The sequence below is a fragment of the Micromonospora sp. LOL_024 genome (assembly GCF_048060415.1).
In the GTDB taxonomy this organism is placed as follows: domain Bacteria; phylum Actinomycetota; class Actinomycetes; order Mycobacteriales; family Micromonosporaceae; genus Micromonospora.
On sequence record NZ_JBHMIS010000026.1, the window covers coordinates 26,801 to 50,737 of the forward strand.

At 69.3% G+C, this 23,937-nt stretch carries 19 protein-coding genes and 1 pseudogene; 11 read left to right on the forward strand and 9 right to left on the reverse strand.

Annotation, left to right across the window (positions count from 1 at the left end; translation table 11 throughout):
• Positions 1–107 precede the first annotated feature (107 nt).
• From ACFHWY_RS21985 to ACFHWY_RS21995, 3 genes are all read left to right on the forward strand, one after another.
• Positions 108–4,166: an AAA domain-containing protein gene (locus tag ACFHWY_RS21985; protein WP_416582127.1), complete on the forward strand. Its 4,059-nt coding sequence runs from the start codon at positions 108–110 to the stop codon at positions 4,164–4,166.
• On the forward strand, positions 4,163–4,999 hold the full coding sequence (locus ACFHWY_RS21990; protein WP_416582128.1) for a hypothetical protein: 837 nt from the start codon (positions 4,163–4,165) through the stop codon (positions 4,997–4,999). The genes ACFHWY_RS21985 and ACFHWY_RS21990 overlap by 4 nt, the downstream gene beginning before the upstream one ends.
• A 223-nt stretch (positions 5,000–5,222) precedes the next feature.
• A complete protein-coding gene (locus tag ACFHWY_RS21995) occupies positions 5,223–7,049 on the forward strand; it encodes a hypothetical protein (protein ID WP_416582129.1) in 1,827 nt (608 codons plus the stop codon).
• Between the two features lie 75 nt (positions 7,050–7,124).
• On the opposite strand, the gene ACFHWY_RS22000 is transcribed toward ACFHWY_RS21995, so the two are convergent.
• From ACFHWY_RS22000 to ACFHWY_RS22010, 3 genes are all read right to left on the reverse strand, one after another.
• On the reverse strand, positions 7,125–8,132 hold the full coding sequence (locus tag ACFHWY_RS22000; protein WP_416582130.1) for a hypothetical protein: 1,008 nt from the start codon (positions 8,130–8,132) through the stop codon (positions 7,125–7,127).
• Positions 8,133–8,695: 563 nt separating this feature from the next.
• Positions 8,696–9,292 (reverse strand): DUF2637 domain-containing protein, encoded by a 597-nt coding sequence (locus ACFHWY_RS22005; protein WP_416582131.1) that lies wholly within the window; start codon positions 9,290–9,292, stop codon positions 8,696–8,698.
• Positions 9,289–9,684 (reverse strand): hypothetical protein, encoded by a 396-nt coding sequence (locus ACFHWY_RS22010; protein WP_416582132.1) that lies wholly within the window; start codon positions 9,682–9,684, stop codon positions 9,289–9,291. Before ACFHWY_RS22010 ends, ACFHWY_RS22005 begins: the two co-directional genes overlap by 4 nt.
• Between ACFHWY_RS22010 and ACFHWY_RS22015 the strand changes: the two genes are divergently transcribed.
• Positions 9,598–9,924 carry a hypothetical protein gene (locus ACFHWY_RS22015; protein WP_416582162.1) on the forward strand — a complete coding sequence of 109 codons (327 nt, stop codon included), beginning with the start codon at positions 9,598–9,600 and terminating at the stop codon, positions 9,922–9,924. The genes ACFHWY_RS22010 and ACFHWY_RS22015 overlap by 87 nt on opposite strands.
• Before the next feature lie 206 nt (positions 9,925–10,130).
• Here the strand turns inward: ACFHWY_RS22015 and ACFHWY_RS22020 are convergent.
• The 4 genes and pseudogenes from ACFHWY_RS22020 to mgrA form a co-directional block, all read right to left on the reverse strand.
• A pseudogene (locus ACFHWY_RS22020) lies at positions 10,131–10,604 on the reverse strand (helix-turn-helix domain-containing protein); the annotation flags it as partial.
• A gap of 102 nt (positions 10,605–10,706) precedes the next feature.
• The gene (locus ACFHWY_RS22025) at positions 10,707–11,240 is read right to left on the reverse strand and encodes a hypothetical protein (RefSeq protein ID WP_416582133.1); all 534 of its coding nucleotides are present in this window, start codon (positions 11,238–11,240) and stop codon (positions 10,707–10,709) included.
• 458 nt (positions 11,241–11,698) lie between these two features.
• Positions 11,699–12,700: a 2-hydroxyacid dehydrogenase gene (locus tag ACFHWY_RS22030; protein ID WP_416582134.1), complete on the reverse strand. Its 1,002-nt coding sequence runs from the start codon at positions 12,698–12,700 to the stop codon at positions 11,699–11,701.
• Positions 12,701–12,801: 101 nt separating this feature from the next.
• Positions 12,802–13,797: an L-glyceraldehyde 3-phosphate reductase gene (mgrA, locus tag ACFHWY_RS22035; protein ID WP_416582135.1), complete on the reverse strand. Its 996-nt coding sequence runs from the start codon at positions 13,795–13,797 to the stop codon at positions 12,802–12,804.
• Positions 13,798–13,891: 94 nt separating this feature from the next.
• Here mgrA and ACFHWY_RS22040 point away from each other — a divergent pair, with 94 nt between their 5' ends.
• Complete coding sequence (locus ACFHWY_RS22040; RefSeq protein WP_416582136.1) at positions 13,892–14,860, forward strand: aldo/keto reductase; 969 nt, start codon at positions 13,892–13,894, stop codon at positions 14,858–14,860.
• A gap of 98 nt (positions 14,861–14,958) precedes the next feature.
• Here the strand turns inward: ACFHWY_RS22040 and ACFHWY_RS22045 are convergent, their stop codons facing one another.
• A complete protein-coding gene (locus ACFHWY_RS22045; protein ID WP_416582137.1) occupies positions 14,959–15,420 on the reverse strand; it encodes a GNAT family N-acetyltransferase in 462 nt (153 codons plus the stop codon).
• A 96-nt stretch (positions 15,421–15,516) separates the two neighbouring features.
• Here ACFHWY_RS22045 and ACFHWY_RS22050 point away from each other — a divergent pair, with 96 nt between their 5' ends.
• Both ACFHWY_RS22050 and ACFHWY_RS22055 read left to right on the forward strand, forming a co-directional pair.
• On the forward strand, positions 15,517–16,962 hold the full coding sequence (locus ACFHWY_RS22050; RefSeq protein WP_416582138.1) for a magnesium chelatase: 1,446 nt from the start codon (positions 15,517–15,519) through the stop codon (positions 16,960–16,962).
• 2 nt (positions 16,963–16,964) lie between these two features.
• The gene (locus ACFHWY_RS22055) at positions 16,965–18,917 is read left to right on the forward strand and encodes a vWA domain-containing protein (protein WP_416582139.1); all 1,953 of its coding nucleotides are present in this window, start codon (positions 16,965–16,967) and stop codon (positions 18,915–18,917) included.
• Positions 18,918–18,989: 72 nt separating this feature from the next.
• Here ACFHWY_RS22055 and ACFHWY_RS22060 read toward each other — a convergent pair whose 3' ends face one another.
• Positions 18,990–19,685 (reverse strand): RICIN domain-containing protein, encoded by a 696-nt coding sequence (locus ACFHWY_RS22060; protein WP_416582140.1) that lies wholly within the window; start codon positions 19,683–19,685, stop codon positions 18,990–18,992.
• 91 nt (positions 19,686–19,776) lie between these two features.
• Between ACFHWY_RS22060 and ACFHWY_RS22065 the strand changes: the two genes are divergently transcribed.
• The 4 genes from ACFHWY_RS22065 (at position 19,777) to ACFHWY_RS22080 (ending at position 23,914) form a co-directional block, all read left to right on the forward strand.
• Positions 19,777–21,156: an FAD-binding oxidoreductase gene (locus ACFHWY_RS22065; RefSeq protein ID WP_416582141.1), complete on the forward strand. Its 1,380-nt coding sequence runs from the start codon at positions 19,777–19,779 to the stop codon at positions 21,154–21,156.
• Positions 21,153–22,493: a class I SAM-dependent methyltransferase gene (locus ACFHWY_RS22070; protein WP_416582142.1), complete on the forward strand. Its 1,341-nt coding sequence runs from the start codon at positions 21,153–21,155 to the stop codon at positions 22,491–22,493. Before ACFHWY_RS22065 ends, ACFHWY_RS22070 begins: the two co-directional genes overlap by 4 nt.
• Before the next feature lie 91 nt (positions 22,494–22,584).
• A complete protein-coding gene (locus ACFHWY_RS22075; RefSeq protein WP_416582143.1) occupies positions 22,585–23,064 on the forward strand; it encodes an ArsR family transcriptional regulator in 480 nt (159 codons plus the stop codon).
• Positions 23,057–23,914 (forward strand): SRPBCC family protein, encoded by an 858-nt coding sequence (locus ACFHWY_RS22080; protein WP_416582144.1) that lies wholly within the window; start codon positions 23,057–23,059, stop codon positions 23,912–23,914. The genes ACFHWY_RS22075 and ACFHWY_RS22080 overlap by 8 nt, the downstream gene beginning before the upstream one ends.
• The last annotated feature ends 23 nt before the right edge of the window (positions 23,915–23,937 follow it).

The window sequence follows — 23,937 nt, forward strand, 5'->3', positions numbered from 1 at the left end:
TCTGATGCATAGATGAACGTGTCATGCGCCCTATCCTGGAGGGCTTTGCCTCGGGCCGACGGCCCGGCGGATCAGCACTGGTGTACGTCGACTGACTTGGAGACGAGATGCTGTTGACCCAACCGGATGTGCTCCACCTCGTTCAACAGGCCGCCGGCCGGTGGGCAGACCAACTGATCGACTTCGGCCCGCGCAACACGCTGCTCTACTTCAAGGAGCGACAGACCACCACCCTCGATCTCGCCGAGGCGGCTGCTGACGTGGTCGCCGATCTGCTCCGAGGACAGAAGGTTCGCCTACGGACGCTGTTCCCGGACCAAGACCGGCACAACACCGCCTGCAACACTGCCCGCAGTCTCCGCCGGAAGCTGGTCGAGCTGGAGGAGGAGCAGGGCATCCAGGCCGGTTGGGTGACCCGCGGTCTGCTCTGCATGGTCGGTCCGTACACCCGCGGGTCCGTGCCGATGCAACCGCTGCGGGCGCCGCTGATTCTGCAGCAGCTTGCGCTGGACAGCAGGACGGCGACCGAGAATGACTTCACGCTGGAGCTGTCAGAGTCACCTGAGATCAATCCCGTTCTCCTGTACGCGCTGGAGCGGCAGTACGGCGTGGAGGCGGACATCAGCGCCTTGGGCGAGAAGCTGAGCGCGATGCTGTCCGAGATCGCTGACCCAGACCAGCAGCTGAGCGCCGCCTACCAGCTGATCGCCGAGGCAGTAGCTCCCAGCGGCCTGTCTCTCCGGCTCGAGCCCGCGGTGGTTGCCGGCGTCTTCAGCTTCGACAAGCTCGCCATGGTCAAGGACCTGCGCAATTCAGCCGAGCTGCTGGCTTCACATCCGGTGATCGGCGCAATGGCGGGCGACCGCGACGCTCGGCAACAGTTGCGCACGGAGCAAGCCCAGGAGTCCAGCTCCAGTGCCGATCGGATCGATCCGGCCAAGGAGTTCCTGGTCCACGACGCGGACTCGTCTCAGCAGTCGGCGATCGACGCGGTGCTGTCCGGCCGACATGTGGTCATCGAGGGTCCACCCGGCACGGGGAAGAGCCAGACGATCGCGAACATCATCGCGTACATGGCCGCGATGGGTCGCAGCGTGCTGTTCGTCTCCGAGAAGCGGGCTGCCATCGAAGCGGTGATGAACCGCCTTGGCGACGTCGGGCTCGACAACCTGGTGTTCGACCTGCACGACCGCAAGATCAGCAAGCGACAGGTCGCCCAGCGCATCGCCAATGTCCTCACCCAAGCCGGCGCTGAACCACCCGTCGACACCGACGAGTTGCATCGCCGCCTGCACAGCCGCCGGGCCGCGGCGAAACGGCACCCGGCCGAGCTGCACGAAGTACGGCAGCCCTGGGGGGTGAGCGCTTTTCAGGTCATCGAGCAGCTCCTCGCGCTTCCGACTCTCGATGTCAGCGGCTACAACCTGCGCGCGTCCGAGCTGCGGAACCTCGACCGATCGAGGCTTGAGTCCGCGCGGGAGGACCTTCGGACGTTCGTGGATCGTGGCGGCCTGAGGATCTGGCGCGGGGAGTCGCCGTGGGCGAAGGCCGCTATCCGCACCCCAGACGATGTCGGCAAGGTGCTGGTGCATCTCGACGAACTCGCGGCCGGTGCCCTGCAGGGCGCGCAGCGCCAGATCCGGGACTTGGTCGACCGCGCGGGGCTGGACGTACCCGACGACCTCGCTGCGTGGAGGGACCTGTTCGACCTGCTCAGCGAGGTCGACCGCACCATCGCCAGCTACGGCGAGCAGGTCTTCGGCCCGGATCTGGACGACTTCGTCTACGCCACAGCACCAGGGCGATCCCGGCCGCGCCGGCCGGAGCCGCTCGGCATCTTCCGCCGGTTCCAGCTGCGCCGCGAACTGCGACGGATCTGTCCGGCCCCTCCCAAGAACCGCTCCGAGATGTATCAGGGCTTGGTCGCCGCGGCGGATCAGCGTGAGCGGTGGCGGAAGCTCAGCCGTCAGGACAGCGCACCCACTGCGCTGGCGGGCGCCGACCTGTGCATGTCGTCCTTCACGCAGGTGCGTAACCACCTCGCCGCGGTGGCGGCGTGTGCCCGGATCGACGGCCTTGAGCGTGGAACCACCACCATCGCAGCCAACACGCTCGCCGAGTTGAATGCCGACCGCGAGACGTTGTTCTTGATGCCTGACCTGAACAAACAGCAGCAGCTGTTCCGCTCGTTGGGCCTGGGCCACATGCTCGATGACCTGGCCACCCGGCAGGTTTCGAGCGATGAGGCAGCCGACACCCTGTTGCGCTCCTGGTTGCAGGTGGTCCTCGACGAGATGCGCATGCGGGTCCCGTACCTCGGTCAGTTCGTCGGGCAGCAGCATGCCACGGTGGTACAGGACTTCCGCGCTGCGGACAGCCGGCACATCGAGATGGCCGCCCGGCACGTGCGCCGCAATGTGGCAGTGAACCTGCGGAAGACCCGAGACGCCTATCCCGACCAGAACGGCCTCGTCCGGCGGGAGGCGGCCAAGAAGAGCCGGCACCTCTCTCTCCGGAAGCTGCTCAGCAGCGCACCGGAGGTGCTCCTCGCCGCGTTCCCGTGCTGGGCCATGTCGCCACTGGTGGTCAGCCGCATCCTGCCGCCCGAACGGTCGTTCGACGTGGTGATCTTTGATGAGGCGAGCCAGATCGAGCCGCACGACGCGGTCGCCTCGATCATGCGTGGCACCCAGCTCGTAGTGGCCGGCGACCCGAAGCAGCTCCCACCCACGCCGTTCTTCCGGCGCCTCGTTCAGCAGAGCCCGGCTGGCGAAGACGATGATCTCGGCGACGAGAGCCTTGAGGACTACGAGTCCGTTCTTGACGTCCTCGGTGGCCTCATCTCGGACCGGTACCGCTTGACCTGGCATTACCGCAGCCGAGACGAGCGCCTGATCGCGTTCTCGAACGTCGAGATCTACAACCGGTCCCTCGTTACGTTCCCCGGCGTGCAGGTCGACAGCCCGCTGTGCTTGGAGACGGTGGATGGCCGTGTCGCTCCCGGGCAGGGCGGCTCATCTACGGAGGAGGTGAACCGGGCGGTCGAGCTGATTCTCGAGCATGCCGAGCAGCGACCGAATGAGAGCCTCGGCGTCATCACGATGGGGCAGAAGCACGCCCTGCGGATCGAGGCGACCCTGCGCAGCCGACGCCGAGAGCATGAGCACCTCGACGACTTCTTCTCCCAGGACCGGGCCGCGAGCCAGCGGTTCTTCATCAAGAGTCTGGAGAACGTCCAGGGCGACGAGCGGGACGCCATCATCCTGAGTATCGGCTACGCCAAGACCAGAGACGGTCGACTTCCGCTGCGCTTTGGACCGCTCAACCAGGAGGGTGGTGAGCGGCGCCTCAACGTCGCGGTTACCCGAGCGCGGAGTCGGATGACCGTGGTGAGCGCCTTCTCTCACCACGACATGGACCCGAACCAGACCGCAGCGACACGGAACCGCGGGCCCGAACTGCTCCGCCGCTACCTGGAGTTCGTCGACCTCGGCGGCGACCTGGGCGCGCGACAGCACACCGGGGTCGAGCTCAACGGCCTCGAACGCAGCGTCCTGAAGGCTCTCCAGCAGCAGGGCATCAACGCCGTGCCGCAGTGGGGCGTCTCCGGCTATCGCATCGACCTGGCCCTCGCCCACCCAGACCAGCCCGGCCGCATGGTCCTTGCTGTGGAGACCGACGGTCACTCGTACCACCAGGCACACAGCGCCCGGGATCGGGACCGGCTGCGCCAGCAACACCTCGAGCGCCTCGGGTGGGAGTTCCACCGCATCTGGTCGACCGACTGGTACGTGGATCCGGCAGGCCAGACAGCCCGACTCATCGCCCGCTGGAAGCAGGCGGTCGACCGCGCCGACCACGCCGCGAGGAGCCATCCCGTACCGCCGGCACGCCGGCCCGCTCAGCCACCGTCTCCGCCAGCGACCCGCCGTGGCCCCCGCCCCGACGTGCCGATCGGTCTGCGGATCACCGAATACACGCGGGAACAGTTGGTACAGATCTGCACCTGGCTTGTGAGCGACCAGCTTCAGCGTGATCGGGATGAGCGCCTCCAGGAGGCCATGACTGAGCTCGGCTTCCGCAAGCGCGGCTCAATCATCCTCCAGCGCCTGACCGAAGCACTCGACATCGCGCAGCAGCGCGCCGACCGGGAGGTGTCCCGATGATTGCCCTCGACCCGCTCACTCTGGAACGCGTCGCCCGCCTGATCTGCGACGTCGATGGTCCCTACGAGCGGACCGGTACGCAGGTCGAGCGGTTCCTGCACCGGGTCCGGTGGCCTGGCGATCCGCAGTACGACGGCTCTCCGCGGATCCCCTGGCTGACTGAAGTACTGAATTGCCATGCCGATGATGCCGCCGCCCTCGACCGGCTGCTCTGTCGCATCGGTGATCCGCTGGAGTACGACGGTGGCGTCGAGGCCGCCGAACCGATCGCGCAAGAGCTGAACCGGATCCTGGCGCCGGAGCAGCTCACCATCACCTACGTCGGCGGGCGGCCCGTGCTCGGTCAGCTCAGCCAGAACGGCGACGTTCCCCTGTACGGGCCGCCGCCGGACCTCCACGAGCGGGTGCGACGACTATCCCCCAACAGCAAGGCGACCGACATCCTCATGGCCCGCGCCGACGAAGCGTCGATCTGCCAGAACAACGGAGCCTACGCACTGGCGATCATCGGCATCGGCAGCTTCGTAGAAGGCCTGCTGCACGTCGTGGTGACTGACCGCGACGAGACCGTGCGCAGGAGCGGCCTGGTCGACCGGAACGGCCGACGGGTTCGGGCCGAACGAGCGGGCCTTCACCTGCTCCTCGAGTACGCGCACCGACAGAAGTGGGTCCAGACCGACGCCAAGGACTTCATGGAGAAGGTCCGGGACTACCGCAACTTCGTGCACCCTCGTCACCAGATCGACTACGGGCTCGTGCCCGATCTGGACACGGTGCGGATGTGCTGGGCACCTGTACACGCGCTCCTCAATGACCTGGAATCCGCACCATGATCAACAGCTCATCTCGGTGACCAGCAAGCAAGCGGATTGACCTCTCCTTGTCCAGATGCCGACCTCGACACCGCCGCTGCTACTCCAGCTTCCGAACCAAGACCAGGTGCTGGAGTAGCAGACGGAGGTCAGCGGGGCCGCATCGAGCGAGTGCGGCGACGCGTTCGGCGCAGCCCTCACGCCTGTAACCCCTCGGGACGGCGCAATGCTCGGTTTCAGGTCTGTGTTCACGACCCACCGCGAACGGAACCATCTGCAGCCACTGGTACGGGAACAACTCGACCGCTGGATCGCGGGACCCAAGGGCTGGGATCCGTCCGCGCTTCATGAGAATCGGTGGACGACCATCGGCGACAACGTCAGGGCCCTCCTACTGCAGCACGAGGGGCAGGATGGGTCGACGTCAACGCGCGTACGGATCGTCGAAACGAAGCCAGACGGGCAGTGGATCATCCAACTGACCGTACACTCGCCCAACGCGAGAGAGCGGGCGGCTTGGGCCTGGATCGACATCGAATCCCCCGACCCCGACAGCGAGGACCCACGCAGCCGCCCCCGCCTCGCAGGCACCCCCCGCTTTCTCGCCCCCATGCTCGAAATCATCGATGCCTGGGACGGTGCCGCACGCCTGACGACGCGACCAATCGTCATCCGCGGCGACGAAGTCGACGAGGTCCACCGAGCCCTCATCGACACCGACCGACGAGGTGTTGTCTTCGTCGCAGGCAACGACGACTCGCTGCCGTCAGTCCCATGGACTAACCGGATCGCCAATCTGACTGGGTTTACCAACGGCATGGCCTCGTGCTACGTGCTGGACGGGGAGGCCACACAGTTGCTCAATGACCGGCTCGGCCAGGCCCACGCCGTACTGCCCGGCCGGCTTCGTACCTATCGCTCCCAGGTGCAACCGGACTCCGTCGTCGACGGGCTGCGGCACCGGGTGCTGAGCGCCGAGCGGATCGCCGACGACAACGAACAGCCCCGGCTCGCGCGGGTCCTCGCCTCCAATGCCCAACTTCAGGCTCTCGAACAGCCACTACCGGCATCGGTGGCGCGGGTACACCGGATGCTGGAACGTATCGCCGACGACATGTTGGTGCACCGACTCGGCGACGTCAGTTCGAAGCGGCCATCGCTCGTTCCGTCGCAGCCCCAGGCAGCGGCCGTCGAGACGCGAGAGAGTGATCGCCGACAAGATGACGCCAGCGCGCAGCAAGGCATGTTGCTGGACTACCTGAAGATCAAGGTAGGGGTCGATGACCTGACCGTCGACCGGATCGACGAGATCGTGCGTCTGATCGAGGTCGGTCGGTCATCGCAGGAGGCGCAGAAAGACATCGCAGCCCGACTCGCGCAGCTCCAGGCCGAACTCGATGAGACACAGAAGGCGTATCACGACGTCAAATGGCAGCTGGATGATGAGCAGATCGAGAACCGCGACGCGGTTGAACGCCTGACCCGGTCCGCGGAGACCGAACGGACGCTGCGCCACCGGCTCGCCTCTATGGGGCAAGCAGAGGTGGCCTGGACGGCACAGCCATCGGAAGCGGATGTCTCCCGGCCGGACAGCTTTGGTGAGTTGCTCCGTTGGCTGCCAAGACTCCAGCACGTCGTGTTCACGGGCGATCCTGACTGCGCCGAGGAACTCGACAGCAACGACCCCCTGGGCGCCTGGGCTTCGAAGACCTGGGACGCGTTGTTGGTGCTCCAGGACTATGCAGCGGCGAAGGCAGACGGGCGCTGGGCTCGGGACGTGCATGGCTTCCTGGAGAACACTCCGGCTGGCTGCCACGAGTGGTCAACGCGACGACACGCCCGTGACGAGAGCGAGGAGGTCCGAACCAACCCGGCGTTCTGGAGGAAACGGGTGCTACCCGTGCCGGTCTCCGTCATTCCGGCGGGCGAGATCTTCATGGGTGCGCATTTCAAGATCGCTCAGTTCGCAATGATCAGCCCTCGCATGCACTACTACGACGATACGGCGCACAGCGGACGAATCTATGTCGGCTACATCGGTCGGCACCTACCGACCGGACAGACAAACTGACGGCCACCGAAGGTGATTGCTGAGCCACAGCATCGAGGGCTGCGGTACCTACGGCTGGCTGAGGTCGTGCACCAGTCAGCCGGTGGCGCGGTAGAGCTTCACCCCGCCGCTGGCATCCGCTGGGCTGGCGACTGCGGCGTGTTCGTTGACGAGCCACGGTGTGAGGCCGGGAGCCGTCTCCCGGTCCTCGCCGGTGCGAGCGTCGAGGATGACGGGGCCGTTCGCCGTACGGCCGTAAACGGCTCCGTGCCAGGCGGTCGTGACGGTGGGGGCAACGCGGTTGGCCTCCTTGTCGGGTAGTTCCCAGAGCCACTTCCCGCTGTCGTCGAAGGCACCCGCCCAGTCCTGGCGTTGGTCCTGGCAGATGGTGACGCTGCGGCCGTCGTGGAGACAGGTGATGTTGTAGGCGGTGCTGCTGGTAGCCGTTGACTCGTCCAGCATGCGGCCGGTGGCGGCGTCGAGGAGGCGGAAGAACTGCTTGCGGCCTTGCGATGCGCCGGTGGCGGTCACGATCTTCGCGCTGCCCGGCTTGATGGTGATCGTCCCTGCGGGCTCGGTGCGCCAGCGCTCCGCGCCGCTTTCGATGGCGAGCGCACGCGCGACTGCGGCCTTGGCGTCGGTACCGACCGCCACATTGCCAGCGACGGCTCCGAGGGCGAAATCCGGACGGCGCCAGATCTCGCGTCGATCATCGAGATTCACGGCGACGGTGTCGGTGCCGACCTGGGCGACGACTACGGGGCCGGACGCGCCGACGACGACCGGGTGCTTCCGCGTCAACTCGTGCTGATCTTCGTCACTGGGCTCGATCTCGATACGTTGAGCTTCACGCCCGGTCCCGGCGTCAACGGCGAGGATTTCGATAACCGGGCGCGGCGGTGTCGTGCCCTTACCGGGCGCAGTGGCGGCGAAGGCAGTCACCACACGGCGCTGCGCACCGGTTCCGGCCAGGATCGGCGGTTGAGCGGGGTTACCGCCGACGAAGGGGTTCTGCGTCGACGGCGACAGTGCAGGCTCGTGTGCGGGTCGCAGCGTGTCGGTGACCATGCCGGAGGTGATGTCAACGATTTCCAGCCGGTCCACCGACGAGATCCAGAGTCGGTTCCCGTCGAGTAACAAGGGTAGCGGCTCGACGCGTTGCCCACCCAGGTTGATCTTCGACAGTGACGCGCTGTCCGGTAGCGGGATGGGGTCGGACACGTCGAATGTGCGCGGTGGGTCAAAGGTGGGCCGCTCGCTCGGTGCGCTGGCTGTCGCTTGGGCTGGTGGCTGTTGCGCCTCCGGTGCGGTTCCGCAGCCGATGGTGGCGGCAAGTACGCCGAGGCTTACGCCGAACACGCCCAGATTTGCTTTGTGCACCGCGTCACGTCTCCCCGTTGCCGTTGGGTACAGCCGGGGAGTGTAGCGACTTTGGTCCACTCTTCGTGTCCCGACCGTCGCAGCCCGGAGCCGTATGTCGTGGAGCGAGATAGGGCAACGGACTCGGGAGGCCGCCATAGCTCATGAGCACCATCAAAAGGAATTCTCTGCTGGCTGTACGTCCTCAGGCTTCTCCGCCACAAGGCGTCGGACATGACGTTCGGACACGCCGGCGGCCAGAGCCAACTCCGCCGGACTGGCCTGCGGCCGCTCGGCACGCAGCCGGGCTAAACGTCTGCTGTCCGCTCCGCGCGTCCCGTCACCCGCTTGCGTCGTGAGGTTCGCCGCCGGAGGGGCGCCGACACCTGGCTCGTCGCCGGACCGTCGGCGGCCTCAGCCAACTGCGCCTCCTTCATCTCGGTCACAACCTCCAACGGAAGCGACACCAGTGGCGATGCAGACGCAGCGTCAGAGACAGGCGGCTGGGCGGTGTCTGACGCTCGGTGGTCGTTGCCCGAGGCCGGCTGCGCTCTGGTCAGCATCTCCACGACCAGCAGCAGCGCCACCGCCGGCCATGCCGCCACGATCCGCGCGCCGAGGCTTGGCTCGGCGGCGGCGATGTTCGCCGCCACGCTGGCCGCCACCCCGACCGCGAACGCCGTCCGGGCCGACCAGCGCACAGTCCGGCCGGCGCGTTTGTCCTCGACCATGGCCGCCGACGCGACGACCAGCATCCCGTCGACCGACAGCGGAAGTACGTAGGCGACCTCGGGACGCTCACCGAACCTCAACGCCACGGCGACCATTTGACTCCACGACGACCAGGCAGCAATCCCGGCCACAGCCACCGTGCTCACGTCTCGGGCGAGTCGGGTCGGCGTCATCGGACCAACCCCCTTCCGAGCCGTCGCTCGATGGCCCGGACTTCGGCGGGGTCCACGGACGGGCGTCCGCCAATGTCCAGCCGCATCTGGACATCGACCCATCGCCACCACCGTCGGACGACGTCGCTCGCGTCGAGGCCGGTGGCGTCGGCGACGTCCGCCAGATCCGCGCCCGCCCGCAGTGCGGCGTGGATCACCGAGGGTTGCCAGCGAGCCCACCAGGACACCACCGCGGCGGACAACGCCAGCTCTGCCAAGACGGCATCCGCACGGCCGCGTCCCGCCGTCCGAGCGAGTGCACGGTCGTGAAGATCGAGAAGGAGCTTGAACGGGTTGATCTCTTCCGCATCGGCGAACCGCGTCGGCGGTTCGGCCGGTCGGGCCGGGTTCATCGGGCACCGCCCGAGGCCCGTGAGCTGGGCAAAGTTAGCGGTAGCGGGTCACCGGCGATCGTGGCGGTGTGGTTCGCATGGTGGTACCTCCGGCCCACCTTGTTTATGCAGGTCAATCGGCATTGGTCAGCGACCAATGCCGATTTTCTGATCACTGTGCTCACCGGTGTGCTCACACGATCGCCCCCCACACTGCTGCTCGATGATCGGCGGCAGGTCGCGCATGACACCGATCTTTAGCAGGCATTTCGTTGTGATCTTGGCGGTTGGCCTGGTCGAGTTGGAGTGTGGGGTGCCCGAAACGGTGTGGGGCGGACTGTGCCGCGCTCCGAATTCCACCCGTGACGCCGCGTCGATGCGAGTGACTCGGGTGCGTTCGGGTGCGATGGTGTTGGTCGCAGTTTGGGCGGTTGGCAGTGGGCAGATCGGCGGCGACCGCCCTGATTGCGGTACGGCCCGATCACCTCGGGGTTGCCCCGGTGGCCGCCGTCGGCCATCACCGGCCGCCCGTTCAAATAGCGGTAGTTCTTGCTCTGGGCGGCCAGCCGGTGATCACGGGTGGGACCAGAGTCCCGTCGACGATCGCGATCTGCTCGACCGGGTGCTTGCGCACCGGCGCCAGGGCCAGCAGAGGGGCGAGGGTGTCGGTGACCCAGTGCGCCGCGGAGTGCGACACCCTGAACAGCGGCCGATCTGGCGCATTGTCAGGTTCGTGCGCCAGTATGTGGCCACCAGCAGTACCCGGTCGGCGAGGTTGAGGGCCCATTGCCGGCCCGGCCGGCTGTCGGCGATGCCGTCACCGCCACGCTCGGCGACCAGCCGGACCAGCTTGCGGAACTGGTCGGGCTGCAGCCCGGTGAACGAGATCCACCCGGTCGAGCTGCGGTGATCACCTGCTCCCAGGCATCCTGCCCAACCATCCTGAACAGACAGATGCCAGATTACGATTCGCCGGTCGTAGTGGGCACGAGCGCCGGCCAAGACCTGGTTCTCCTCCGTGTCCCGGTCGGCCGCCCGGCCCGTCAGAGTCCGGCGGCGGAGTCGTATCGGCGGCGCAGGTCGGCCATTTCGGATGCGGCCAGGGCTTCGGTGAGGGCGAGTTCGGCGTACTTGTGGGGGAGCATCTGGCGGAGGCGGTCGACATAGCTGATCTCGGCGGTGGCCTCGACGACCTGGATGTTCGGCGGTTGCGTGGTCATGTCCATGATCAGTGGTCCGGCGAGCTTGACTGCCCAGTCCCACGGCCGTTGGGTCTCGGCGATCCCGCAGAGGTGGAAGCCGTAGATGGTGTGGACATCGGCGAGCGTGGTGGCCTGGGCGGGTTCGTGGCCGTAGGCGTGGACTCCACAGATCACCGGTGGGTTCTCCGCCTCCTCGGTGCTGATTTGTTCGGCGGTGTGTCCGGCGTGGTGGTGGAGCGCGGGGTCTGTTTGTTCGAGGGTGGTGCGCAGTTGGGTGAGAACCTGCGCTGGTAGGTCGGCCGATGCTGTCGTGGAGTAGGTCGAGGTGACCAGGGCGACCGCGCCGATCGACACGGCGAGCAGGCCGACCTCCATCCACACGAAGCGGTTTCGGTACCACCCCGTGACACGTTGTCGGAAATTCATGGTTGTTTCTCACCTCGTCGCCGGTTCAGGTGTGTTGACATGCAGCAGCGGACGGGAATCTGCCCGGGAGTGTGCCCGTCGTCGTGGAGGTGGCCCGGCGATGCGCAGGCGTCTGCCCAGGGTGGCGCGCTGCCGGCACTGCGATGCTCCCGTGCGGGCCGTGCTCAGCGCGGTTGCCTCCGCGCTGCGGCGATATGAAGCCATCTCAACACGCTCGGACCCACTCCGGCAACATTGGCCATCGTCGACATGCTTCGGCCTTGTCGATTTGCCGGGTCCAGTGCGCAAGCTGCATTCGACCGGTGGCCTCCTGCCTGCGGGCTCACCGGCAGTCCGGGCCCTGAGTAGGTCCTGGAGACCAGGTCCAACCAGCGCTGGTTCCTCGGCGGCGGGCCCGCGACCGCCGATCAGCAGACGCGGGCCGGGCCGGTGACGCCGTCAGGACCTTCCTGCGCCACGGCGGTGAGGTTGGCGATGGTGGTGGTGGCGATGTTGCGCAGGCCGTCCTCGGTGAAGAACGCCTGGTGTCCGGTGATCAGCACGTTGGGGAAGGTGGTGAGCCGGGCGAAGTCGTCGTCGCCGAGGACCCGTTCGGAGCGGTCCTCGAAGAACAGGTCACTCTCCTCCTCGTAGACGTCGAGGCCGAGGTAGCCGATCTGGCCGCTCTTGAGCCCCTCGATCACCGCCCGGGTGTCCACCAGCGCTCCCCGGCCGGTGTTGACCAGCATGACGCCCGCCCGGACGAGCGCGATCCGCTCGGCGTTGATCAAATGCCGGGTGTCCGGCGTGAGCGGGCAGTGCAGGGTGACGATGTGCGATTCGGCGAGCAGGCGCTCCAGCGGTACGTACTCGACACCGGCGGTGATCGCCGAGTCGCTCGGGTAGGGGTCGCTGGCGAGCACTCGGCACCCGAAGCCGGCCAGGATCTGGGCCACGCAGACGCCGATGCGGCCGGTGCCGACAATGCCGACCGTACGGCCGTGCAGGTCGAAACCGAGCAGGCCGGTGAGGGCGAAGTTGTGTTCCCGTACCCGGTTGTAGGCGCGATGGATCTTGCGATTGAGGGCGAGGATCAGGCCGGTGGTGTGCTCGGCCACAGCGTGCGGAGAGTACTCGGGCACCCGTACGACGGTCAGGCCCAGCTTGCGGGCGGCGGCGACGGCGACGTTGTTGAACCCGGCCGAGCGCAGCGCCACCACCCGTACCCCGGTCTCGGCGAGTTGACCGATCACCTCGGCGCACAGGTCGTCGTTCACGAACACGCACACGGCATCCGCCCCCTCGGCCAGCCGGGCGGTCTGCGTGGTGAGCCGGGCGTCCAGGAACGTCAGATCGTGACCTGCCGCGGCGTTGGCCACGGCAAGGAACTCCCGGTCGTAGGGCTTCGTGCTGAACACCGCCACCCGCATCAGGCCACCTCCACCTCTCACGCTACGACCGGGCGGCGGCCCGGGGCAGGGCCTTGCGGCCCGTCGATCCGGGCCGACTCTCAGGGGGTGGACCGAGATCGTCAGGTCAGCTGGGACTCGATCTCGGCCACATCCTCGGGGGTCAGGTCGAGGTGCTGCACGGCCGCGACGTTCGTCTCCAGTTGGGACACGCTGCTGGCGCCGATGATGAGGCTGGTCATCCTGGGGTCGCGCAACGCCCAGCCGAGCGCGAGCTGCGCGAGGGACTGCCCGCGTCGTTCGGCGACCGCGGCCAGGGCGCGGATCGTCCCCAGTCGCCGCTCACTTACGTCGTTCTCGGAGAGGAAGACGCTGGTGCGTGCCCGGGAGTCGGCCGGGATGCCGTCGAGGTAGCGGTCGGTGAGTAGACCCTGGGCCAGCGGGCTGTACGCGATGCAGCCCGCACCGACCCGCTCCAGCGTGTCGAGCAGGCCGTCGGCCTCGGTCCAGCGGTTGAACATCGAGTACGCCGGCTGGTTGATCAGCAGCGGCGTACCCAGGTCGCGCAGGATCGCCGCGGCCCGCTGGGTCTGCTCGGAGTTGTAGTTGGAGATGCCGACGTAGAGGGCCTTGCCGGAGCGGACGATGGCGTCCAGGGCACCCATCGTCTCCTCCAGCGGCGTGTCCGGGTCGTACCGGTGGCTGTAGAAGATGTCGACGTACTCCACTCCGAGACGACGCAGCGACTGGTCGCACGAGGAGACGAGGTTCTTACGGGAACCCCATTCGCCGTACGGGCCGGGCCACATCAGGTAGCCGGCCTTGCTGGAGATCACCAGTTCGTCCCGGTACGGCCTGAGGTCGCCGGCGAGCATCCGGCCGAAGTTCTCCTCGGCGGCACCGGGCGGCGGCCCGTAGTTGTTGGCCAGGTCGAAGTGGGTGACGCCGAGGTCGAACGCGCGCCGGACAATGTCCCGCTGCCGCTCGAAGGGGCGGTCCGGCCCGAAGTTGTGCCACAGGCCGAGTGAGATCGCCGGCAGCCGCAGCCCGCTGGCTCCGCTGCGCCGGTAGGTCATCTGGTCGTAGCGTGTGTCGTCGGCGAGGTAGGTCACGATCATGACCCTAGCCCGAGGGCGTCCCGCGACACTCGGACATCGCGAACGCCCGGCGGATCGGCGTCTGTCGTGCTCTGCTGCGGGTACGGTCGGAGCCATGCGCTACGTGCGGCTCGACACCCCGAAACGCCTGTCCAAGATCGGCCTCGGTACCTGGCAGTTCGGCTCGCGGGAGTGGGGCTACGGCCCTGACTACGAACGGCTGGCGGCCCAGATCGTCCGGCGGGCCGTCGAGCTGGGCGTCACCGTCTTCGACACCGCCGAGCTCTATGGCTTCGGCCGCAGCGAACGGATTCTCGGCGCGGCTCTGGCAGCCGACCGGGACAAGGTGGCCGTGGCCACCAAGATCTACCCATTGCTGCCGGTCGCGTCCGTGGTGCAGCAACGTGCGGTCGCCTCGGCGGCCCGGCTCGGCGTCAGCGGCATCGACCTCTACCAGGTGCACCGGCCCAACCCGGTGATCAACGACCACCGGACCATGCTGGGCATGCGCGCGTTGCAGGACGTCGGCTTGGTCGGCGAGGTCGGGGTGAGCAACTACAGCCTGCGCCGCTGGCAGGTGGCCGAGGCCGCGTTGGGTCGGCGGGTGCTGAGCAACCAGGTCCGCTACAGCATGCTCGACCGCAAACCGGAGGCGGATCTGCTGCCGTACGCGGAGCAGGCCGGCCGGCTGGTCATCGCCTACAGCCCGCTGGCGCAGGGGTTTCTCTCCGGGCGGTACGACGCGCACCACCCGCCGACCGGCGCGGTACGACGGGCCAACCCGTACTTCCTGCCGGAGAACCTGGAACGCGGCACGGCGCTGATCGAGACGTTGCGCCAGGTGGCCGCCGCCCACGACGCCACGTCGAGCCAGATCGCCCTGGCGTACGTGCTTCGCCACCCGAACGTGGTGGCCATCCCCGGCGCGTCCACCGTGGAACAGGTGGAACGCAACGCCGCAGCCGCCGAGATCGACCTGACCGAGGACGAGTACGCCGCTCTGGTCAACGCGGCGCGGGCGTTCCGCCCGATCACCGGAGTGGCCGCGCTACCCCGCATGCTCAAGGCCCGCGCCGGTCGCTGACCGCTACCTTCCGTTGCGCCTCAAGTCCCGCCCGTAAATCGACGCCGCGGTGTTACCGCTGCTCACGGCGGGCTCCGGATCGCCGCTGGCGCCGGCCCTCAGATTTCCGGCAGGTCTCGGGCAAGGCAGACGGACAGTGGCTCGCCCAGGTAGGGGCCGAAGTTGTCGATGCGCCGGTAACCCTCGCGCTCGTAGAAGCGCATCGCGTCGGGCTGAGCCGTGCCGGTCTCCAACACCAGGGTGCGTACGCCGGCGTCGCGGGCCTCGTCCTCCAGGGCGTGCAGGATGGCGACCGCCACGCCGGTGCCCCGGGCCGCCTGGGTGACGTACATCCGTTTGATCTCGGCGCGGCCGGGTGCGAGGAATCGCAGGCCGCCGCAGCCCACTGCGGTGCCGTGGGCGTCGCGGGCGACGAGGAAAACGCTCACGGTTTCGGCGGTGGGTGGCGCCCCCGGCTCGTGGTCGTCGCAGCCGTAACGGGCATCCAGTTCGCCGCGCTGCGCGGCGCGTAGGCGCGTGGCGTCGGTCGACTCCCACGGCTCGTGGTCGACGGAGACCATGGCACTTCCTTTCCCCGTGTCCCGCAACACGCGATACCGTACCCGGTGTGCTCCGACGGTCTCTGAAACCCGCGGCGGCGCGCTAGCGTTGGGCGGGTGACTGCATTCCCGGTAACTCCGGTGCCGCCGGCCGACCTGCCGGCCACGCTCGGCGCACTGCGTGCGGCCGGCCACCCGTACCGCACCGTCAAGCGGGAGCTGCGCGACAACCTGCTGGCCCGCCTGCGCGACGGCCGGCCACGGTTCGCCGGCATCGTCGGCTACGACGACACCGTGCTGCCCGAGGTGGAGCGGGCGCTGCTCGCCGGGCACGACATGGTGTTGCTCGGCGAGCGGGGCCAGGGCAAAACCCGGCTGATCCGGTCGCTGGTGACATTGCTGGACGAATGGACCCCGGTTATCGCCGATTCGGTGCTCAACGAGCATCCGCTGCACCCGGTCACCCCGGCATCACGGGCGCTGGTCGTCGAGGCCGGCGACGACCTGCCCGTCGGCTGGCTGCACCGCTCGATGCGGTACGGCGAGAAGTTGGCCACCCCGGACACCAGCGTCGGCGACCTGATCGGCGACGTCGACCCGATCCGGCTGGCCCAGGGGCGTGTCCTCGGTGACCCCGAGACGATCCACTTCGGGCTGGTGCCCCGCACCAACAGGGGCATCTTCGCGGTCAACGAGCTGCCGGACCTGGCCGAGCGAATCCAGGTGGCGCTGCTCAACGTACTGGAGGAACGGGACATCCAGGTCCGCGGCTACCAGCTGCGCCTACCGCTGGACCTGCTCCTGGTCGTCAGCGCCAACCCGGAGGACTACACCAACCGGGGCCGGATCATCACCCCACTCAAGGACCGGTTCGGCGCCGAGATCCGCACCCACTACCCGACCGACCTGGAGCTGGAGCTGGAGCTGATCCGGCAGGAGGCCGACCTGGTCGCCGAGGTTCCGGAGCACGTGCTGGAGGTGCTCGCCCGGTTCGCCCGCGCGGTCCGCGGATCGCCGTCGGTGGACCCGCGCTCGGGTGTCTCCGCCCGGTTCGCCATCGCGGCCGCCGAGACGGTCGCCGCCGCCGCGCTGCGCCGGGCCGGTCTGCTCGCCGCGTCGCGCGAGGGTCACGAGGTGCAGACACCGGTGGCGCGGGTGGGCGACGCCGTATCCGTCACCTCCACGCTGCGCGGCAAGGTGGAGTTCGAGAGCGGCGAGGAGGGCCGGGAAACAGAGATCCTCGGTCACCTGCTGCGTACCGCCACCGCCGAGACGTTCCGGGCCCGGCTCGCCGGGTTGGACCTGTCCGGCTTCACCGCACTGGTCGACGACGGCAAGACCATCGAAACCGGCGAGTTGGTGCCGGCGGCCGAGCTGCTGCGCCAGGTGGGCACCGTTCCCGGGCTGGCCAAGGTGCTCGAACGGCTCGGCATCGGTGACGCGCCCAGCCTCGGGCAGGCGGCGGCGGCCGTCGAGTTCGTGCTGGAGGGGCTGCACCTGAACCGACGGCTGGGCAAGGACATGACCGACTCCGGTCGCACCCGCTACGGCGGCCGGGACTGAGCATGGCCGGCGACCGGTTCCGGTACGGGCAGTGGCACGGCGGCCCCGACCCGCTGGCCCCGCCGTACGACGTGCAGGCCGCCGTCGACCAGGTCGGCGCGGAGGTGCTGACCGGCGGCAGCCTGCGCGACGCGCTGCGGGAGCTGCTGCGCCGGGGCCCGCAGGGGCGGGGTGGGTTGGACGGGCTCACCGCCCGCGCCCGCCGGCTGCGGCGGGAGGCGCTGCGTCGAGGTGACCTGGATGGCGCGGTGACCCGGGCTCGCGCCCTGCTCGACCAGGCGCTGGCCGCAGAGCGGGACGAGTTGGCCGGCCGCCAGGACGAGGCGGCCCGGTTCGCCGAGACGGTGCTGGGCAGCCTGCCCCGCTCCACGGCGCAGGCGGTGCGGGAACTCGCCGGCTACCAGTGGGCCAGCGACGAGGCCCGGCAGACCTACCAGCGGATTCTCGACGGGCTGCGGGAGGACGTGCTCGGCCAGCGCTTCGCCGGGCTGCGCGACTCGGCGCGGCTGACGGCCGACCCGGCGGTGCAGGAGCGGGTGGCCGAGATGATGCGGGACCTGAACGCGCTGCTGGCCCGGCACGCCCGCACGGAGGACACCACCGACGCGTTCGCCGAGTTCATGCGCCGGCACGGCGAGTTCTTCCCGGAACGGCCGCGCGACGTCGATGAGCTGATCGACCTGCTCGCCCGGCGGTCGGCGGCCGGCCAGCGGCTGCTGAACTCGCTGTCGGAACGGCAGCGCGACGAGCTGGCCGGCCTGATGCGCGAGTCGCTCGGTGACCGGCTCGCCGGTGAGCTGGCCGCGCTGGAGGGGAACCTGCGGGCACTGCGGCCCGAGCTGCCCTGGGGGCGTGGCGAGCGGATGCAGGGCGGCCAGCCGCTCGGTTACGGCGAGGCGGCCGGGGCGCTCGACGAGGTCGCCGAGCTGGACGACCTGCTGGACCAGTTGGGCCAGGCGCATCCGGGGGCGACGCTGGACGACATCGACGTCGACGTGGTCGCCCGGACGCTGGGCCGCGACGCCGCCGACGACGTGCGCCGGCTGCGGGAGCTGGAGCGTGAGCTGCGTCGACAGGGCTGGGTGACCCGTGACGCCGAGGGCCTGACGTTGAGCCCGAAGGCGTTGCGCCGGCTCGGCGGCACCGCGCTGCGGCAGGTCTTTGCCGAGCTGACCGCCGGCCCACGGGGTCGGCACGACCTGCGTTCGGCCGGGGCGGCCGGTGAGGTCAGCGGCGCCTCCCGACCCTGGTCGTACGGCGACGAGCAGCCGCTGGACGTGGTGCGGACGCTGACCCGGGCGGTCTCCCGGGCTGGCCCGGGTGTGCCGGTGCAGCTGGCTGTGGAGGACTTCGAGGTCGTCGAGACCGAGCGGCGGGCGTCGGCGGCGGTGGCGCTCTGCGTCGACCTGTCGTACTCAATGATCTCTCAGGGGCGGTGGGGGCCGATGAAGCAGACGGGGCTGGCCCTGGCCCACCTGATGGCCACCCGGTTCCCGCAGGACGCGTTGCAGATCATCGGGTTCGGCCGGCTGGCGGCGACGCTGACCCAGCAGGAGCTGGCCGCGGTCGAGCCGGACATGACGCAGGGCACCAATCTCCAGCACGCGTTGCGACTGGCCGGTCGGCACCTGCGTCGGCACCCGGACGCCGAGCCGGTGGTGCTGGTGGTGACCGACGGGGAACCGACCGCCCATCTCGACCCGGACGACGGCGAGGCGGTGTTCCACTGGCCGTCGCTGCCGGAGACCGTCGAGGCGACGATCAGGGAGGTGGACCGGCTCGGCCGGTACGGTGCGACGCTGAACGTGTTCATGCTCGGTGACGACCCGGGGCTGCGCCGCTTCGTCGACGCGGTCGCCCGGCGCAGCGGTGGTCGGGTCTTCACACCGGACGCCGACGACCTCGGCGAGTACGTGGTGAGCGACTACCTGCGGGCCCGCCGAGGTCGCCGCTAGGTAGCTCGCACAGCCGACTCGCCGACCGTGAGCACATCCGGACGCCGGTCCGGGACGGGGCGGGTTGCCGACTTACTGCAAGGCCCAACGCTGGGCCGGGTTGCCGTCGCAGGGCGCCTGGACGATGTCGGTGCCGGGTTCGGCGCCACCGTCGCGGGCCTGGGCGCACTTGCGGCTGTGGGCCGCCACCACCAGGGTCGCGCCGTCGACCTGCTGGAGCCGCCACTGCTGGTTGGCCTCGCCGTGGCAGCCGAACTGCTGCAACCGGGCGCCGTCGTCGCCGCTGCCGCCCTCGACGTCGAGGCACTGGTTGTGCGCGGCGTTGGTCAGCGTCACCGTCTCCGGGCCGAAGGCGGTGATCACCCACTGCTGCTCCGGTCCGCCGCTGCACTCGGCCAGCTTGGCGACGGCCTTCTCGCCGTCGCCGTCGAGGCCGAGGCACCGGCCCGAGCCGACGCCACGGAACACCTTTGGGCCGGAGATCGCGTCCGGGGCGGCGCTCGGGGTGGGCGACCGGCTCGGCTCGGCTGATGTGGTGCTCGGCTGCGGCTCGCTTCCGGTCGGGCTCGGCGGCGCCGGTGGCGGGCTGGGCGCGGCCACTGTCGGTGCCGGTGCCGGGTCGCCGCCGCCGAGCACCCCGGTGGCGAACAGCACCCCGGCCAGTACGCCGACCAGCCCGACCGCCAGCGCCGCGATCAGCAGCGGGTCGCGGCGTGGTCCGGCCCGGCGGGTGCCGTAGACGTTGCCCGGTCCATCGGTTTCCGACATGCGGGCATCCTGTCCCACGACGGCCGGCGCCAGCCAGCCGCCCCCGGGAGGACGTCCCCACGCGGGCAGCCGTGACGCGTAAGGTGATCCCATGCGCGCCGTGCGTGATCATGACCTGGCGGTGGCCCAGTTGCGACGGTCGTACGCGGCGGTGCCACCTGATCTGCCAGTGCGGCTGGCCAAGCGCACCTCCAACCTGTTCCGCCCGCGTAACGCCCCGCTGACCGGGCTCGACGTCAGCGGGCTCGGCGGTGTGCTGGGCGTCGACCCGGTCGCCCGCACCGCCGACGTGCAGGGCATGTGCACCTACGAACGGCTGGTCGACGCGACTCTCGCGCACGGCCTGATGCCGCTGGTGGTGCCGCAGTTGCGCACCATCACCCTGGGTGGGGCGGTGACCGGGCTGGGCATCGAGTCGACCTCGTTCCGCAACGGCCTGCCGCACGAGTCGGTGACCGAGATGGACGTGCTCACCGGCTCCGGGGACGTGGTCACCGTCGGCCCGCAGGGCGAGCACGCCGACCTGTTCGCCGCCTTCCCCAACTCGCTGGGGAGCCTCGGCTACGCCACCCGGCTGCGCATCGAGCTGCAACCGGTCCGCCGTCACGTGGCGCTGCGCAACCTGCGCTTCGGCGACCTGGCCGGGTTGAGCCGCGCGATCGCCGAGATCGCCGCCACCGGGTCCTGGGCCGGGCTGAGCGTCGACGCGATGGACGGGGTGATGTTCGGCATCGACGAGGCGTACCTGGTGCTGGCGACCTTCGTCTACGACGTGCCTTCGGTCTCCGACTACACCGGCCAGGACATTTACTATCGCTCGCTGCGCCGACGGCAGCACGACGCGTTGAGCATCCACGACTACCTGTGGCGCTGGGACACCGACTGGTTCTGGTGCTCCGCCGCCTTCGGCGCGCAACATCCCGTGGTGCGGCGGCTGTGGCCGGCCCGGTGGCGACGCAGCGACGTCTACCACCGCATCGTGCGCCTGGAGCACCGGCACCGGGTGGCCGGCCGGATCGACCGGTGGCGCGGCCAGCCGGCCCGCGAGCGGGTCGTGCAGGATGTGGAGGTCCCGCTGGAGCGCACCGCCGAGTTCCTGCACTGGTTCGCCCGCCGGGTGGGCATGACACCGGTGTGGTTGTGCCCGCTGCGGCTGCGTGCGCAGTCGGGCACCGGATCGGCCCGGTCCTGGCCGCTGTACCCGATGCGGCCGGGACAGGACTACGTCAACATCGGGTTCTGGGGGAGCGTGCCGATCGCCGAGGGCGCCACCGACGGTGACGTCAACCGGGAGATCGAGCGCGCGGTGTCGGAGGCGGGCGGGCACAAGTCGCTCTACTCCGACGCGTACTACGACCGGGATTCCTTCGACCGGCTCTACGGTGGCGACACGTGGCGTGTCGTCCGGGACCGGTACGACCCGGCGCATCGGCTGACCGGACTGTACGAGAAGGCGGTAGCACGAGCATGAGCCTCACCGACCGAAGCCAGGGAGCGGCCGGCGCTCCCGCCACGCCGCCCCCGGGGGGCCGGCGGATCGGCCCGACCGTGGCGGACATCGTCCGGGCGCTGACCGCAGGCCCGCTGCCGGTCCGGGTGCGTGGGTACGACGGCAGCGCCATCGGCCCGACGGACGCCGGGATCACCCTGTCGATCCGGTCCGAGCGAGGATTGTCGTACCTGATCACCGCCCCGGGTGACCTGGGCATGGCGCGGGCCTACGTCAGCGGGGACCTGGACCTGGAGGGGGTGCACCCGGGCGATCCGTACGAGGCGTTGCGGGTGCTCAAGGATGTGCGGGTACGACCGCCCGCGCTGACCGACGGGCTGGCGTTGGCCCGGGGACTGGGCTGGGAGCGGCTGGTGCCGCCACCGGCGCCGCCGCAGGAGGCGCTCCCGCGCTGGAAGCGGATCCTGGGCGGCCTGCGGCACTCGCGAAGCCGCGACAGCAACGCCGTCCTGCACCACTACGACGTGTCGAACGCCTTCTACGAGAAGGTGCTCGGCCCGTCGATGACGTACACCTGCGCGGTGTTCCGCAGCCCGGAGGACACCCTGGAGCAGGCGCAGGCGAGCAAGTACGACCTGGTGGCCGGCAAGCTCGCGCTGCGGTCGGGGATGCGGCTGTTGGACGTGGGCTGCGGCTGGGGCGGCATGGTCCGGCACGCCGCCCGCGAGTACGGCGTGCGGGCGCTCGGGGTGACGTTGTCCCGGGCGCAGGCGCAGTGGGCGCAGGCGGCGATCGAGCGGGAGGGGCTCTCCGAGCTGGCCGAGGTGCGGCACCTGGACTACCGCGACGCGCCGCGCGAGCAGTTCGACGTGGTCTCCTCGATCGGGCTGACCGAGCACGTCGGGGTGCGCAACTATCCGAGCTACTTCGGCTTCCTGCGGGACCGGCTGCGCCCGGAGGGGCGGCTGCTGAATCACTGCATCACCAGGGCGGACAACCGGGCGCCGCACCGTTCGGGGGCGTTCATCGACCGGTACGTCTTCCCGGACGGGGAGTTGGCCGGGCCGGGCCGGGTGATTGGGGAGATCCACGACGTGGGGCTGGAGGTGCACCACGAGGAGAACCTGCGCCAGCACTACGCGTTGACGTTGGCCGCCTGGTGCCGCAACCTCGTGCGGCACTGGGATTTCTGTGTCGCCGAGGTGGGTATGGCCACGGCCCGGGTGTGGGGTCTGTACATGGCCGGTTCGCGGCTGGCGTTCGAGCGCAACGGTATCCAGCTGCATCAGGTCCTGTCGACCCGCAACGGGCTGGACGCGGTGAGCGGCTATCCGCTGCGGCCGGACTGGCTGCCCTGACCTGAGTCGACGAAGGCCGCGTCGGATTTCCCGGCGCGGCCTTCGTCGACCCAATCAACAAGCAAGTTTTTACGTAGAAACTAATTTTGCCATGAAGGATGTCCTGTACCTGGAGCAGATCGAGCAGGCCGAGGTGCTGCTGAAGCCGCAGCGCGTCTACTACCACGTCAAGCAACTCGTCGCGGCCGCGCTGGTCGAGCAGGTCGACCAGCGCAAGGTCCGCGGCATCTCCGAGGGCATCTACCAGGCGGCTGCCCGGTCGTACTGGCTCTCGCCCCGACTGGTGGGGCGGATCGGCCTGCGCCGGGCCCGCGACGAGCTGAGCCTGGGCTACCTGCTGGATCTGATGGAGGAGGTCCAGGCCGACGTCGCCGCACTGGACCGCACCGCGCCGGAGCTGCCCTCGATCGGCGTCTCCGGTGAGATCCGGGTGCCGGCCGAGCGCCGGCAGGAGTTCCTGCACGACCTGCAGTCCGCGCTGCAGGACCTGTTCTCCCGCTACGGCGGCGCCGAAGGCGACGCCTTCAAGCTCGCCGTGGCCTGCTACCCGAAGGGAACCGACAATGACTGAACCGATGATCCTGGCCGTCCGACTCGCCGCGCCCGTCGCGCGGGTCCGCCGAGCCCTGACCGACACGGCCGAGCTGCGTGTCTGGCTGGCCGAGCACGCCGAGGTTGACCTGCCCGAGCGGTACGAGTTCTGGGGCCGCTACACGCCGGAGGGCGACGCCCCGCACCAACGGCTGCTGCACGCCGACGACAACCGGCTGCGGATCGGCTGGCTGCTCGACGGCGTCGAGACCACCACCCAGATCAACCTGCGGCCGGAAGGACCGGACGCCACCGTGCTGTCCCTGTCGCAGACCCACTTCGACTTCGCCGACGTGGTCAACGGCACCAGCATCCGGGGTGTGCTTCAGACCTACTGGGCCCTCGCGATCGCCAATCTCGATGCTCACCTGACCGGCAGGCCGCTGTTGCCGAAGACCGACTTCACCGCCACCGACTTCCGGGGCGAGATGGCGATCGCGGCGCCAGCCGACAAGGTGTGGGAGTCGCTCACCGACTCCGAGCAGGCCAGCGCCTGGTTCGGCTACCCCATCGGCATCGAGCCCTGGGTCGGCGGCCGGTACGCCATGGGTGGCTTCGAGAGCGGCCACGCGGCCAAGGTGGTCGACCTTGAGCCGGGCCGCCGGATCTCCGTCGACTGGGGACCACCCGGCGTCACCAGCTGGGAGCTGACCGAGTCCGAGGGGCGGACGAGGCTGACCCTCGTGCAGAGCGGCTTCGACGAGCAGAACCCGCCCTACGCATCCTGGTCCGGGATCGTCTCCGGGCTGGCCGAACTGCGGCGCTTCCACGAGGTGTCCGACTGGCAGCCGATCTGGCTGCCGAAGGAGATGGCGCGCACGGCCGGCTGAGCCCGGACAAGGTGTCGACGCGG